Source organism: Streptomyces sp. NPDC058246 (genome assembly GCF_042881985.1).
Classification (GTDB): Bacteria; Actinomycetota; Actinomycetes; order Streptomycetales; family Streptomycetaceae; genus Streptomyces.
The window spans coordinates 59,705-73,802 of record NZ_JBHVWZ010000021.1 but is presented as its reverse complement, the minus strand read 5'-3'; the positions used below and the strand labels follow the sequence as shown (position 1 = coordinate 73,802).

At 71.9% G+C, this 14,098-nt stretch carries 13 protein-coding genes; 7 read left to right on the top strand and 6 right to left on the bottom strand.

Going from position 1 to position 14,098, the window contains the following annotated elements:
* Positions 1 to 5: 5 nt before the first annotated feature.
* The 4 genes from ACFVXA_RS27020 to ACFVXA_RS27005 all read right to left on the bottom strand — a co-directional run bounded on the left by ACFVXA_RS27020 (position 6) and on the right by ACFVXA_RS27005 (position 4,070).
* The gene (locus tag ACFVXA_RS27020) at positions 6 to 521 is read right to left on the bottom strand and encodes a roadblock/LC7 domain-containing protein (protein WP_383741811.1); all 516 of its coding nucleotides are present in this window, start codon (positions 519 to 521) and stop codon (positions 6 to 8) included.
* Positions 522 to 807: 286 nt separating this feature from the next.
* Complete coding sequence (locus tag ACFVXA_RS27015; protein WP_390027059.1) at positions 808 to 1,620, bottom strand: transcriptional regulator; 813 nt, start codon at positions 1,618 to 1,620, stop codon at positions 808 to 810.
* The gene (locus ACFVXA_RS27010) at positions 1,617 to 2,015 is read right to left on the bottom strand and encodes a hypothetical protein (protein WP_362028266.1); all 399 of its coding nucleotides are present in this window, start codon (positions 2,013 to 2,015) and stop codon (positions 1,617 to 1,619) included. The genes ACFVXA_RS27015 and ACFVXA_RS27010 overlap by 4 nt, the downstream gene beginning before the upstream one ends.
* A gap of 504 nt (positions 2,016 to 2,519) precedes the next feature.
* A complete protein-coding gene (locus ACFVXA_RS27005) occupies positions 2,520 to 4,070 on the bottom strand; it encodes a diaminopimelate decarboxylase (protein WP_390027056.1) in 1,551 nt (516 codons plus the stop codon).
* 148 nt (positions 4,071 to 4,218) lie between these two features.
* Here ACFVXA_RS27005 and hutU point away from each other — a divergent pair, with 148 nt between their 5' ends.
* The 4 genes from hutU (at position 4,219) to hutI (ending at position 9,789) form a co-directional block, all read left to right on the top strand.
* The gene (gene hutU, locus ACFVXA_RS27000; RefSeq protein WP_362028262.1) at positions 4,219 to 5,883 is read left to right on the top strand and encodes a urocanate hydratase; all 1,665 of its coding nucleotides are present in this window, start codon (positions 4,219 to 4,221) and stop codon (positions 5,881 to 5,883) included.
* 143 nt (positions 5,884 to 6,026) lie between these two features.
* Complete coding sequence (locus tag ACFVXA_RS26995) at positions 6,027 to 7,235, top strand: allantoate amidohydrolase (protein WP_390027145.1); 1,209 nt, start codon at positions 6,027 to 6,029, stop codon at positions 7,233 to 7,235.
* Positions 7,232 to 8,569, top strand: a complete 1,338-nt coding sequence (locus ACFVXA_RS26990; protein ID WP_390027054.1) for a formimidoylglutamate deiminase — start codon at positions 7,232 to 7,234, stop codon at positions 8,567 to 8,569. Before ACFVXA_RS26995 ends, ACFVXA_RS26990 begins: the two co-directional genes overlap by 4 nt.
* Before the next feature lie 44 nt (positions 8,570 to 8,613).
* Positions 8,614 to 9,789, top strand: a complete 1,176-nt coding sequence (gene hutI / locus ACFVXA_RS26985; RefSeq protein ID WP_390027051.1) for an imidazolonepropionase — start codon at positions 8,614 to 8,616, stop codon at positions 9,787 to 9,789.
* A 100-nt stretch (positions 9,790 to 9,889) separates the two neighbouring features.
* Here hutI and ACFVXA_RS26980 read toward each other — a convergent pair whose 3' ends face one another.
* Together ACFVXA_RS26980 and ACFVXA_RS26975 are read right to left on the bottom strand one after the other, a co-directional pair.
* A complete protein-coding gene (locus ACFVXA_RS26980; protein ID WP_362028257.1) occupies positions 9,890 to 10,021 on the bottom strand; it encodes a hypothetical protein in 132 nt (43 codons plus the stop codon).
* Between the two features lie 674 nt (positions 10,022 to 10,695).
* A complete protein-coding gene (locus ACFVXA_RS26975; RefSeq protein WP_390027049.1) occupies positions 10,696 to 11,682 on the bottom strand; it encodes an RNA polymerase sigma factor SigF in 987 nt (328 codons plus the stop codon).
* A 238-nt stretch (positions 11,683 to 11,920) separates the two neighbouring features.
* On the opposite strand from ACFVXA_RS26975, the gene ACFVXA_RS26970 reads away from it, so the two are divergent.
* The 3 genes from ACFVXA_RS26970 (at position 11,921) to ACFVXA_RS26960 (ending at position 14,088) form a co-directional block, all read left to right on the top strand.
* Positions 11,921 to 12,289 (top strand): STAS domain-containing protein, encoded by a 369-nt coding sequence (locus ACFVXA_RS26970; RefSeq protein ID WP_362028252.1) that lies wholly within the window; start codon positions 11,921 to 11,923, stop codon positions 12,287 to 12,289.
* A 318-nt stretch (positions 12,290 to 12,607) separates the two neighbouring features.
* Positions 12,608 to 13,153 carry an ATP-binding protein gene (locus tag ACFVXA_RS26965; RefSeq protein WP_383903747.1) on the top strand — a complete coding sequence of 182 codons (546 nt, stop codon included), beginning with the start codon at positions 12,608 to 12,610 and terminating at the stop codon, positions 13,151 to 13,153.
* A 233-nt stretch (positions 13,154 to 13,386) separates the two neighbouring features.
* Entirely contained in the window at positions 13,387 to 14,088 is a 702-nt protein-coding gene (locus ACFVXA_RS26960; RefSeq protein ID WP_390027142.1) for an LPXTG cell wall anchor domain-containing protein, read from the top strand.
* The last annotated feature ends 10 nt before the right edge of the window (positions 14,089 to 14,098 follow it).

The following is a 14,098-nucleotide window of genomic DNA, read 5'->3' as shown; positions in this document are numbered from 1 at the left end:
TCCTTTCAGCTTTCCGATGTGGTCGGGGTGTTGGGGGTAGGGGTGGTGGAGGCGCGCGAACCCGTCGCGCCGCGCGCCGTGCGGGTACGTGCCGGGGCGGAGGCGCTCTTCGCGGGCGCCCGCGCCGGCGCGACCGGTTCACCGCGCGCCGTCGCCGCGTCCACGAGCTCGCCGATCCGGGTACCGGAGCGGCGGCCCTCCAGGTGCAGCCGGCCGACGTTGACCCGGTCCTGGGCGAGCAGGGTCAGCACGGCGGAGGCGCCCGCCGCGTACGTCGCCACATAGCCGTGTACGCCGCGCACCAGCAGCTCGCGGAAGTCGCCCTGCCCGGTGGCGTCCGCCAGCCGCACGGCGACGCCCAGCGCGGCCGCCGTGAGCGCGGCCAGCCCATCAGGCTCGACACCGGGGGTGTCGTGGGCGAGGACGAGACCGTCGGCGCTGGCCGCGAGCGCCCCGGTCAGCTGGGGCACTCGGGCCCTCAACCGGTGCAGCTCGTCCAGGACTTCGGGCTCCGCAGCCATCAGCAGTCTCCTCTCGGCACGCTGTCGCAGCGCGCGGATCACAGGGCCTCCCGCGGGTTGGGGCCGGTCTTGCGGGTCAGGCCGACGTCGACCCACGGCGCGTCACCACGCAGGTGAGCGGGGTCTGGTGCGTGCGGCCGCACGGCGGAGGAGGGAGCCGACGCGATGGGGGTGCCCCCGCGCGAGCCAAGCCGGGCGTGGGGGAGCCGGCGCGTGACGACGACGCGGCGGAGGTGCGTGCCACACCCGGCGGCCCGGGCGTGATCCCAACGACAGGTCCGCAGCCTCACAGCGCCTCCAGCGCGTCTCTCAGCCGCCGCAGCAGAGCCACGTCGGGGTCGGCGGAGGGCTGGGTGAGCACAGCGGGCACGGGAGGCGGCTCGGCCGGGGGTGCCGCCGCCACGAGTCCGGCGGCGGCCAGCCGGCGCAGGTCGACCAGGGTGTGGAACGCGGGCCGCCCCAGGGCGAGCGAGACGTCCGCCGCGGTGCGCTGGCCGTCCACCCGGCCGAGAACGGCTTGCTGACGCAGCGGGACCGACGGCCCAGCGGTGAGGCGGCAGCGCACCAGCGGCGCGGTGTCCGTCGCCGGGTCGGGCCAGATGCGGTGCAGCAGCTCGCGCCGGCGCACGGTCTCGCGCTCCAGCGCGGCCACCGGCACCGGGCGGACCGGACCGAGCCAGTGCGCGGCCCCGTACCGGAAACGGGTCGGGGTGCTGCTCGGCCCGAGCGCGAAGTACGCCGCGTCGTACAGCGCACCGAGATGGCACAGCTCCAGCGCGCCCTCCGCTATCCGGCCGCTGTCGACCAGGAAGCGGCCGACCCCGCGCCGCGCCCCGGCCGCTGTCACGGCCTCGCGCCACACCTCGGCGTCCAGCACCCCGCGGGCGGCGAACAGCAGGTCGATGCCCGGCGTGGCCGGGCTCTCGGCGTGCACCACGTCACCGTCGGCGAGGTAGAGCGTGCCGCGCTCGCGGAGGAGGACGCCGGTGGCCCGCTCGGCGGCGAGCCGGCTCAGCATCGGCGAGACGCCGCCGATGACGTCCGCCGCTCTGTCCCGTACGGGCAGCCCCGGCGGGGGAGGTGTCCTGACCGTCGTCATCCCAGCACCAGCCGTCCGGCCATCTCGCCGAGCCGGATGCGGGCCAGCGCGAGATTGCCGTCCGCGCGGGCCAGCCACAGGTGCAGGAACACGCTGCTGTCGAAGGTCGTCCGGACGAACCGCAACAGGTGGTAGCTGTCCCGGTTGCTGATGATCAGGTCCTCGACCGGGGTGTCCTGCTCGGACCAGTCGGAGCCGTCGCCCGGGGCGAACGCCCGGTGTTCGGCGGCGAGCCGGGCCAGCTCGGCGGCCTCCGCCGCGGTCGTCTCGTGATCACCGCCCGGCGCCTCCCCGACGGTCCCCAGGGCCAGGCCGCTGGTCCAGTCGACCACCGCGGCACCCCGGGCACCGGGCAGTGTCATGGCTTCCAGCAGGCACTCGTCGATTCCGGGCACCGTGTCTCCCCTCCCGCCAAGGGTTCGGCCGAGTGACGCCGAAGTTACGCAACGTGTGCGCGAGGGGTGAGGCTTCTGGCATTTTCCTGTGGAACATGCCGAGGGGTGACTAAGGTGGGTCAACTGACCATATTTTCCGGCCGGTTGAACGCGGTGAATCCATCGTGAAGCCCCACGAGGCCGTCACGAGGGCTCACCTGGGGGTGGGCCGGGGGTGCGCGGGGGTGCACTGGCGTGCACCGGGGTGCACTGGGGCGCCCGCGAAACCGCGAGCGCCGGTCTGGGTGAACTCTGATGGGTGAGCTCTGAAGCTTCGGTGGCGCCTCGCGGTCGACGGGCCTCGGTGGGTGAGCTCCGGGGGGTCAGCTTCTGGGCGTATCGCGGTGGGTGGGCCTCGGTGAGTGACCTTCGATCGGCCGTCACTGATCGGCCGTCACTGATCGGCGGGCTCCGATCGGCCGGCTTCGATCAGCGGGCTTCGATCAGCGGGATCCGATCGGCGACCTAGAGCCCCGTGAGCGCCGACGGCCGTGCCCCGCCCGACTCCGCGACGATCTCGTCGAGGGTCTGCGGCTCCCGTACGACCGCGAAGCGCACCCCGCCCTCCCCGTCCGGCGCGAAGCCGTAAATGCCCGGCCGGGCGAGGGAGTTGTACGCGTAGTGGTGGGCGAAGTAGTACGCGCCCGTATCCAGCGCCGCCGCGTGGTCGCCCTGTTCGAGCAGCGGGAGCGCGCGCCCCTCGGCGAGCAGGTCGCCCGCGAAGCAGGCGGGGCCCGCGATGTCCTGGACGACGTCCGGTCCCGCCTTGGGGCGCCCCTTCGCGTCGTACGCGGCGATCCGCAGCGGCCAGGACCCGGGCGCGTACACCGTACGGGCCGCCACCTGCACCCCGGCGTGCGTCACCGCGATCGCCCGGCCCCCGGCGGATTTCGCGTACTCCACCCGTGCGAGCACCGTTCCGTGCTTGGCGAGCAGCGACCGCCCGAACTCGGTGACCAGCCCGTACCGCCCGTCGAACAGCCCGGGCACCACCTCGGCGAGCAGCCGCGCGTACTGCGCGTACGTCGGGGCCGTCGCGTCGGAGCCGAAGTTGACCGGCAGCCCGCCGCCGATGTCGATCGTGTCGATCTGCTGCCGCCCGATCCGCCGGTTGATCTCCTCGGCCAGCGCGTACGTCTCCGCCACGCCCTGCGCCATCAGCGACAGCGGGATGCCCTGGGACCCGGTGTGCGCGTGCAGCCGGGTCAGCCAGGGGCGGTCGGCGTACGCCCGCACGACCCATTCCCGCGCGCCCTCGTCCCGCAGCGCGACCCCGAATTTGGAGGTCGCCGTAGCGGTGGACAGCGCCTCGATCGAACCCCCGCCGACCTGCGGGTTCACCCGGATGCCGAGGGGGCTGGGGGTCCCCCCTGGCCGAGCGGGGCCGAGAGCTCGGGGGAGGCCGGCCGAGGACCGCACCAGCGCGTCGATGCGGTCCAGCTCCTGGGGGTTGTCCGCGTTGACCGCGATGCCCGACGCCAGCGCCTCGCGCAGCTCGGCGGGCGTCTTGGCGGGGGAGTCGAGCACGGTGCGCGCCGCCGGCACCCCCGCCGCCCGGGCGAGGGCCAGCTCCCCGGGGCTCGCCACCTCCGCCCCGATGCCCTGCTCGTGCAGCAGCCGCAGGACGGGCACGAGCGGGGTCGCCTTGACCGCGAACGCGTGCAGCACCGGGGTGCCGGGAGCGGTCACCGCGTCGAAGGCGGCGTGCAGGGCGGCCGCCGAGGCCCGGATGCCGGGGACGTCGAGGAGCGCGACGATGGGGATTTCCGGACCGAGAAGCCCTTGCTCCACGGCGGCCCGGACGGCTTCGTCGCGCCGGACGACGCGATACGAGTCCGGCTCACCGCCACCGCCACCACTGCCACTGCCACTGCCACTGCCGTAGCCACTGCCACGGTCAGCGCCACCACCGGCTCCGGTGCCGGGGTCCTTGTCGGAGCCCTCGCCGGAAAACACCGCCGTCCCGTCCGCCCCGTCGTCCACCGGATCCCCCGTCCTGTCCCTGTCTGCGCCCATACATCCCAGCCAAACATCCACGACGCGCCCGCGCTGACCTATGCACCTATTGACTAGCTCTATTCAAGAAGCGAGGATGTGAATATCTACTGCAACAGTCCGCTGGGACACTCCGTACAGTCACAGCAGTCCGCATAGGAGGCAGACCATGTCAGGACCCCGCCCCGTCCGAGCGCCGCGCGGTACGGAACTGAGTGCCCTGGGATGGCAGCAGGAAGCCGCCCTGCGGATGCTGCAGAACAACCTGGACCCCGAGGTCGCCGAGCACCCCGACAAGCTCGTCGTCTACGGCGGCACCGGCAAGGCCGCCCGCGACTGGCGCTCCTTCGACGCGATGGTCCGCACGCTGCGGACCCTCAAGCAGGACGAGACGATGCTCGTCCAGTCCGGCCGCCCCGTCGGTGTCATGCAGACCCACGAGTGGGCCCCGCGCGTCCTCATCGCCAACTCCAACCTGGTCGGCGACTGGGCGAACTGGGAGGAGTTCCGGCGCCTGGAGGCGCTCGGCCTCACCATGTACGGCCAGATGACGGCCGGGTCCTGGATCTACATCGGCACCCAGGGCATCCTCCAGGGCACCTACGAGACCTTCTCCGCCGTCGCCGCGAAGAAGTTCAACGGCACGCTCGCGGGCACCATCACGCTGACCGCCGGCCTCGGTGGCATGGGCGGCGCCCAGCCGCTCGCCGTGACGATGAACGACGGTGTCGCGATCTGTATCGACTGCGACCCGCGCGCCATCGAGCGCCGCATCGAGCACCGCTACCTGGACGTGAAGGCCGACTCCCTGGAGCACGCGCTCCAGCTCGCCGTCGAAGCCCGTGACGCCCGGCGCCCGCTGTCCATCGGTCTGCTCGGCAACGCCGCCGACCTGCTCCCGCGCATGCTCGCCGAGGGCGCCCCCATCGACATCGTGACCGACCAGACCTCGGCCCACGACCCGCTCTCCTACCTCCCCGTCGGCGTCGACTTCGACGACATGGCCTCCTACGCGGCCAAGGACCCGGCCGGCTTCACCACCCGGGCCCGGGAGTCCATGGCCCGGCACGTCGAGGCCATGGTCGGCTTCATGGACGCCGGCGCCGAGGTCTTCGACTACGGCAACTCGATCCGCGGTGAGGCCCAGCTCGCCGGGTACGAGCGGGCGTTCGCCTTCCCCGGCTTCGTCCCCGCCTACATCCGCCCCCTCTTCTGCGAGGGCAAGGGCCCCTTCCGCTGGGCGGCGTTGTCTGGCGAGGCCTCCGACATCGCCAAGACCGACAAGGCGATCCTCGACCTCTTCCCGGAGAACGAGTCCCTGCACCGCTGGATCAAGATGGCCCGGGAGCGGGTCCACTTCCAGGGCCTGCCCGCCCGTATCTGCTGGCTCGGCTACGGCGAGCGCGACAAGGCCGGCGAGCGCTTCAACGACATGGTGGCGTCCGGCGAGCTGGCGGCACCGCTGGCCATCGGCCGCGACCACCTCGACTGCGGCTCCGTCGCCTCGCCGTACCGTGAGACGGAGGCGATGCTCGACGGGTCCGACGCGATCGCCGACTGGCCGCTGCTGAACGCGATGGTGAACGTCGCCTCGGGCGCGTCCTGGGTCTCCATCCACCACGGCGGCGGAGTCGGCATGGGGCGGTCCATCCACGCCGGTCAGGTGTCCGTCGCCGACGGAACCAAGCTCGCCGGCGAGAAGATCCGTCGGGTGCTCACGAACGACCCCGGCATGGGTGTCATCCGCCACGTGGACGCCGGGTACGACATCGCCGAGTCGGTCGCCGACGAGCGTGGCGTGCGCGTGCCGATGCGCGAAGGCGGCGACGCGTGACCCAGCGTGATTCCGCGCCTGCGGCGCGCGGCGGCGACTCCCCGGTGCGGGCCGACGCCTCGTCGCCGTCCACGGGTGCGGCCGTCGGCGGCCCACAGCCCGGGGCCGCCGGGCGGCATCGGTCCGCCGCCTCCTTTCACGAGATGTGGCGTGAGCTGAAGCCCATGGGGCGGCACCCGGAGTCCGGGGGCTACCGCCGGTTCGCCTGGACCGGGGCCGATGCCGAGTGCCGGGCCTGGTTCAAGGCGCAGGCCGAGGCCCGCGGGCTCGCCTACGAACTCGACCGGAACGGGAATCAGTGGGCCTGGCTCGGGGATCCCACCGCGGGGGACGCCGTGGTCACCGGGTCGCATCTGGACTCGGTGCCCGACGGCGGGGCGTTCGACGGGCCCCTCGGGGTCGTGTCGTCCTTCGCCGCGCTGGACGAACTGCGCGACAGGAACGTGGAGTTCACCCGGCCCCTCGCCATCGTGAACTTCGGTGACGAGGAGGGCGCCCGGTTCGGGCTGGCCTGCGTCGGGTCGCGGCTCGCCGCCGGGCAGCTCACCGTCGAGCAGGCGCACCGGCTGACGGACGCCGACGGTGTGACGCTGCCACAGGCCATGGAGCGGGCCGGGTACGACCCGGACACCATCGGGCCGGACCCGGAGCGGCTCGCCCGCATCGGGGCCTTCGTCGAACTGCACGTCGAGCAGGGGCGCGCCCTGGACCTGAGCGGCGACCGCGTCGGCATCGCCAGTGCCATCTGGCCGCACGGCCGCTGGCGCTTCGACTTCCGGGGCGAGGCCAATCACGCGGGGACGACACGGCTCGTCGACCGGCGCGATCCCATGCTGTCGTACGCCGAGACCGTGCTCGCCGCCCGCCGTGAGGCCCAGCTCGCGGGTGCCGTGGCCACCTTCGGCAAGATCGCCGTCGAGCCGAACGGCGTGAACGCCATCCCCTCCCTCGTCCGCGGCTGGCTCGACTCCCGCGCCGCCGATCAGGCGACCCTCGACACGGTCGTCACCGGCATCGAGAAGGCGGCGCGCGAATACGCGGAGGCGCACGGCGTCGACCTCGACGTCGTCCGCGAGTCGTTCACCCCCGTCGTCGAGTTCGAGCACGCCCTGCGGGACGAGCTCGCCCGCATCCTGGGCAAGGACAAGGACGCCGAGCTGACCGTACCGGTGCTCGGTACCGGTGCCGGACACGACGCCGGAATCCTCTCCGGCACCGTTCCGACCGCCATGCTGTTCGTACGCAACCCCACGGGTGTCTCGCACTCCCCGGCCGAGTACGCCGCCGAGGACGACTGCGTGGCCGGGGTGACCGCACTCGCCGACGTACTCGAAGGGCTGGCCCGCAGGTGACGACGGAGACGTACTGGCTGGAGCACGCCTGGCTCGACACCTACGTCGAGCCGGGCGTGGCCCTGGACGTGGACGGCGGCCGGATCACCGCCGTCCGCACCGGGCTCGACACCCCGCCCCCCGGCGCCGAGATCCTCCGCGGACTGACCCTCCCGGGGCTCGCCAACGCCCACTCGCACGCCTTCCACCGCGCCCTGCGCGGCACCGTCCAGGTCGGCTCCGGCACCTTCTGGACCTGGCGCGAGTTCATGTACTCCTTCGCGGACAAGCTGACCCCGGACACCTACCACGCGCTCGCCCGCGCGGTGTACGCGGAGATGGCGCTCGCGGGCGTCACGGCCGTCGGCGAGTTCCACTACGTGCACCACGCCCCGGGTGGCACCCGGTACGCCGACCCGAACGCGATGGGCGAGGCGCTCATCGCGGCCGCGGCCGAGGCCGGCATCCGGATCACCCTCCTCGACACGGCCTACCTCTCCTCCGGCTTCGGGCAGCCCCCGAACCAGCACCAGCTCCGCTTCTCCGACGGCACGGCCGACGCCTGGGCGGAACGCTCTTCAGTTCTCAAGGACCGGGATCACGCACGGATCGGTGCGGCCATTCACTCCGTACGGGCCGTGCCCGCCGGGCAGTTGGCCACGGTCGCGCGCTGGGCCGAGGAGCGGCGCGCCCCGCTGCATGTGCACCTGTCCGAGCAGACGGCGGAGAACGACGCCTGCCGCGACGCGCACGGCTGCACGCCCACCCGGCTGCTCGCCGACCACGGCGTTCTCGGGCGGCGCACCACCGGCGTCCACAACACGCACCTCACGGACGAGGACATCGCCCTGATCGGCGGCGCCGGAACGGGCACCTGCATGTGCCCCACCACCGAGCGCGACCTCGCCGACGGCATCGGTCTCGCCGTCGCCCTCCAGCGCGCGGGCTCGCCGCTCTCCCTCGGCTCCGACAGCCACGCCGTCATCGACCTCCTCGAAGAGGCGCGCGCGATGGAGCTGAACGAGCGACTGCGCACCCGCACCCGCGGTCACTGGACGGCCGCGGCCCTGCTGCGCGCCGCGTCCGCCGACGGCCACGCGGCGCTGGGCTGGGACGACGCGGGCACCCTGGAGGCGGGCGCGCTCGCCGACTTCACGACGATCGCCCTCGACTCGGTCAGAACAGCGGGACCGGTGCCGCGCCTCGGTGCCGAGACCGCCGTATTCGCCGCGACGGCGGCCGACGTACGCCATACGGTCGTGGGCGGCCGGCACGTCGTCCGAGACGGCGCGCACACCCTCGTACCGGATGTGCCGACAGCCCTCGCGGACGCCATCGACGCCCTGCGCGCCTGACCACCGTCCACAGCCTCACCGCCGAAAAGGACGACGAGGACACCATGAGCAGTACGACCGTCATCACCAACATCGCAAGCCTGGTAACCAACGACCCCTCCCTCGGTGACGAATCCCCCCTTGGTCTGATCCAGGACGCGGCCGTCGTCATCGACGGCGACCGCATCGCGTGGACCGGTGAATCAAGCAAAGCACCCGCCACTGACAACCGGATCGACGCCGGGGGCCGCGCGGTGATCCCGGGCTTCGTCGACTCCCACTCGCACCTCGTCTTCGCCGGCGACCGCACCCAGGAGTTCAACGCCCGCATGTCGGGGCGCGGCTACACGGCGGGCGGTATCCGCACCACCGTCGCCGCGACCCGCGCCGCCGGCGACGAGGACCTGGAGCGCAACCTCACGCGCTACCTCCAGGAGGCGCTGCGCCAGGGCACCACCACCTTGGAGACGAAGTCGGGCTACGGCCTCACCGTCGCGGACGAGGCCCGCGCCCTGCGCATCGCCGCCGCCCACACCGACGAGGTCACCTACCTCGGCGCGCACATCGTCTCGCCCGACTACGCCGACGACCCCGCCGGATACGTCGCCCTGGTGAACGGGGAGATGCTCGACGCCTGTGCCCCGTACGCCCGTTGGGTCGACGTCTTCTGCGAGAAGGGCGCCTTCGACGGCGACCAGGCCCGCGCGATCCTCACGGCGGGCAAGGCGAAGGGCCTGCACCCGCGCGTCCACGCCAACCAGCTCTCGTACGGCCCCGGCGTCCAGCTCGCCGTCGAACTCGACGCGGCCAGCGCCGACCACTGCACCCACCTCACGGACGCCGACGTGGACGCCCTGGCGAGCGGCGACACCGTGGCGACCCTGCTCCCCGGCGCCGAGTTCTCCACCCGCGCCCAGTGGCCCAACGCCCGGCGGCTGCTCGACGCGGGTGTGACCGTCGCCCTCTCCACCGACTGCAATCCGGGCTCGTCCTTCACCTCGTCCGTCCCGTTCTGCGTCGCGCTCGCGGTACGGGACATGGGGATGACCCCGGACGAGGCCGTGTGGTCGGCCACCGCGGGCGGCGCGGCTGCCCTGCGCCGCGACGACATCGGCCGCCTCACCGTCGGCGCCCGCGCCGACCTGGCTCTCCTGGACGCGCCCAGCCACGTGCACCTCGCCTACCGCCCGGGCGTGCCACTGGTCACCGGGGTCTGGCGACGCGGCGTACGCGAGGTCTGACGACCGGCTACGAGGGACCGGGTACGAGAGACGGGGCGAGGGACCGGGTACGAGAGACGGGTGCGAGGGACGGGCTACCAGCACTGGCTACGGCGACGGGTTACGAGGCACCCGCCCGCCACCGCTGCCCCGCGCCCCCGTTCAGCGGCACCAGGGACAGACCGTCGGCGCCGTCCGGTGTGACCGCCGTCTCGATGGCGATGGCCGGGCGGATCACGCCGTCGCCGTCCACGGTGAACCTCAGGTTCTGGCCGTTGCGGCCGTCGACCGAGGCGCACTCTCCGACGGGACACCCGCGCCGGGCCGCGACTCCCTCGTGCCGGCCGCCGTCGCGTACGCCGTGCCGGCCCAGGGCAGCAAGCCCTCGGCCAGGGCGGTGCGCGGGTGGTCGCGCGGGCGGACAGTTCCTCGTACGCCGTCGTGCAGTGCGGGCAGTGGACCCTGTGAGCGTGCAGGTCCGGGCTGTGGCGGGAGGTGTCGGGCCGTACGGACTCCTCGATCAGCCGGCGGAAGTCCGGGCCCCGGGGGTCGTCCGAGGCGGCCAGCCGGGACTTCAGACAGGCCTGGGCCAGCGCCTGGAGCGCGGGCTCCGTGTCGTACGTCACGTCCACACGGGTCAGGCCGAGCATCGCGGCCGGGCGAGGCGGTCCGCACCGGCAGAAGGCCGAGCGGCCCGGCACTCGTCGAGGGCGAGGCCGTCAGGCGCCGTGAAGGACGAAGCGGCCCGGCACTCGTCAGGAAGCGGCCCGGTACCGAAGAAGTCGAAGCGGACCGGCACTCGTCAGGACGATGCGGCACGGTACCGAAGAAGACGAAGAAGAAAACGAAGCGGTCCGGCACCGTCGATCGGACCGGACCGCTTTCGGGGTCGAAGCGTCATCGTGAGGCCCCCTCGCCTCGCGACCCTCACTCCTCGACCGTCAAACCCTTCCGCAGCCGCACCAGCGTCCGCGACAGCAGCCGCGACACGTGCATCTGCGAGATCCCGAGCTCGTCACCGATCTCGGACTGGGTCATGTTGGCGACGAAGCGCAGCGAGAGGATCTGGCGGTCGCGCTGCGGGAGTTCGGCGATCAGGGGCTTCAGGGACTCCACGTACTCGATGCCTTCGAGCCCGTGGTCCTCGTAGCCGATCCGGTCCGCGAGCGCGCCCTCGGAGTCGTCCTCCTCGGGCTGGGCGTCCAGCGAACTGGCCGTGTAGGCGTTCGACGCCGCCATGCCCTCGACGACCTCGTCGTTGCTGATGCCGAGGCGCTCCGCCAGCTCTCCCACCGTCGGAGCGCGATCGAGCCGCTGGGCGAGTTCGTCGCCCGCCTTGGCCAGGTCGAGCCGGAGTTCCTGCAGTCGGCGCGGTACGCGCACGGACCACGAGGTGTCGCGGAAGAACCGCTTGATCTCGCCGATGATGGTTGGCATCGCGAAGGTGGGGAACTCGACGCCTCGGCTCAGTTCGAAGCGGTCGATCGCCTTGATCAGGCCGATGGTGCCGACCTGGATGATGTCCTCCATCGGCTCGCTGCGGGAGCGGAAGCGGGAGGCGGCGAACCTGACCAGCGCGAGGTTGAGTTCGACGAGCGTGTTGCGGACGTACGCGTGGTCGTGGGTGCCCTCTTCGAGGGACTCCAGCCGCTCGAAGAGTGTCTTGGACAGGGCCCGTGCGTCCACCGGCCCCACCTCGTCGTACGGGGGGATCTCCGGAAGGTCCTCGAGTCCGGTGACGCCGACGGGTCCGGTGAAACCGTCGGACCTGTCCGACCTGTCGGACCCGTCGAGTCCGTGGACCGTGGGGGGTCCATCGGCTCCGTCGAGGTGCTCCGGACGTTCCAGAGAGGGTGTCGACGTCGCCGTCTGGGTCTGCGATCCGTCGAGCCGGGGTGACATGATGTCCTCCATCGTTCTCGGCATATGGCCGCCGATGCCAATTCGTGCACTGCGGTGTGCGGCGCCTCCAAAGCCGGCCGTGTCGAATAGGTGTCTCTACTAGCCCTACCCGTTTTCGCAAGGCCGCCGCAAGTGCGTTTCATTGCGAAATGTCCGATTTCGGGGGGTTGTTCGGGTGTCGGGTGTCGTGGAGAAGGCGTAGTGTTCGAGGGCGTACATCAACAGTCGCGACGCTCGGGAGAGAGACGGCATGGACCGCGGGACGGTCGGCAGCGCACAGTCTGGCCGGCTTCTTGTCGAGGTGCGGGAAGACGGCACTAGTGCCGTCGTGACCCCCGCGGGTGAGTTGGATCACCACACGGCCGATTTGTTGCGTGAGCCACTCGATGACTGCCTCGAGAAGGGCTTCGCGCGATTGGTCGTCGACTGCTCACGTCTTGAGTTCTGTGATTCCACCGGACTCAATGTGCTGCTCGGTGCCCGGCTGAAGGCCGAGGCCGCGGGGGGTGGGGTTCATCTGGCCGGAATGCTGCCGGTGGTCGCCCGGGTCTTCGAGATCACCGGGGCCGAGGCCGTTTTCACCATCCACGAGACGCTCGAAGCGGCCTTGGCCGACTAAGCTGACCACTCCCTTCATGGCCACGTCATGTCTCAGTTGTCCCCGCGTGACCAGCGCGTTACGTGCGTCACAGGTTCCGTGTCGAATAAGTGGGTGTTCGGACGGATCGGTCGGGCAGGAGACATCCTGACTATGTCGGCAGCCAGCGCGGCGGGGACGCCGTTGATCCACACGCACACGTAACGCGTACAACTGATCCACACGCACGCCCGTACAACACGTACACACGCACTGAAGTCTTGTGATCGACGCGTACTGAGTCTTGAAACGTAGTGAGTCTTGAATCGTGAACCGGTGAATCGGTGAGGTGAAGCGCTGATGAGCACCACCCGGCCTTACTCGCCGGGCGACCGCGGCCCCGAGTCGGGCGACGGCGGCGCTTCCGGGGTGCCCGCAGCCGGCGGGACGCCCGGCGACGGCGCGTCCCCGGGCGGCGCGGCCGTCCCCTCCGTCGGCCGTCAGGCCCGCAGACTGAGCTTCGACGGCGAGAGCGGCGTCGTGCCGCTCGCCCGCGACTTCACCCGTCAGGCGTTGTACGCGTGGGGCTGGCTGCCCGCCGAGGGTGCCGACCGGCGGGCCGCCGCCGAGGACGTGCTGCTGGTCGTCTCCGAGCTGGTCACCAACGCCTGTCTGCACGCCGAGGGCCCGGACGAGCTCCGGATCGGCTGCGACAACAAGGTGCTGCGCATCGAGGTCTCCGACCGGGGCGCGGGCCAGCCCGCCCCGCGCACCCCGCACCGTGCCGGCCGCCCGGGCGGGCACGGCATGTTCATCGTGCAGCGGCTGTGCCTCGACTGGGGGGTCGTGCGGACTCCCGGGGTCGCGGGCAAGACCGTCTGGGCGGAGCTCGGGGCCCCCGCTTAACCCGCGCGCTAACGGCCAGCTGGGGTTACCCAGGGTTCGGCGGCCTCTCGAACCCCTTCTCGTACGTCGCCGTATGCGCGCCGGATCTCCTCAGATCCGGCGCGCACTTTGTCTTCCCTCCACAAGTCCCCGGGCGTACTTTGAGCGCCCAATCTGATGTGCCGTCAGTAAATGCCGTCAGTAGATGCTGCCAGTACGTGCTGTCAGTGAATCGGCGACGAGGGGACTTCGAGGTGTCGTACCGGACGTACCAGAAACGAACCGCCGCGCTCGCGTTCGCCGCGGCCCTGGCCGGCTCGGCGGTGCTGATGGCCGCCCCCGGGGCCCAGGCCGCCGTGGTGGACGTCAACTACCAGTGCAAGACGCCGATCGGCGACAAGAGCGCCGTCTCGCCCATCGACATCAAGAGCGTCAAGAGCGGCAGCGGCTACAAGCTCACCATGTCCTGGCAGAAGGGCGTCTCCTCCAGCCCGGTGGAGCTGGGCAAGGGCGCGATGAGCCCGAGCGCCGTGATCAAGGTGGGCGGCGCGGACAGCGGCACGGTGGCCGTGAGCGGTCCGGCCAACGCGGCCGCGATCCCCGCCAACACCCCCATCAAGATCAGCGACTTGAGCGGCACGTACACGCCGAAGAAGACCGGAAAGGTCACCTTCACCGCGGGCGTGCTCACCATCAAGGCGCTCGGCACGACGACCACGTGCACGCCGTCGAACAACCCCAAGCCCTCACTGACCCTCGACGTGACGGCGGCGAGCGGCGGTTCGGGCTCCGGTTCGGGTCAGACCCAGGGCGGCTCGGACTCCGGCGGCCAGCTCCCGCAGACCGGCCCCGAGGACTCGGCGATCGCCCTCGGCACACTCGGCGGCACGGTGCTGCTCGCGGGCGCGGCGGGCGTGCTGTGGCTGACGCGCAGGCGCCAGGCGGTACGCCGCTGACGTCTCCGTA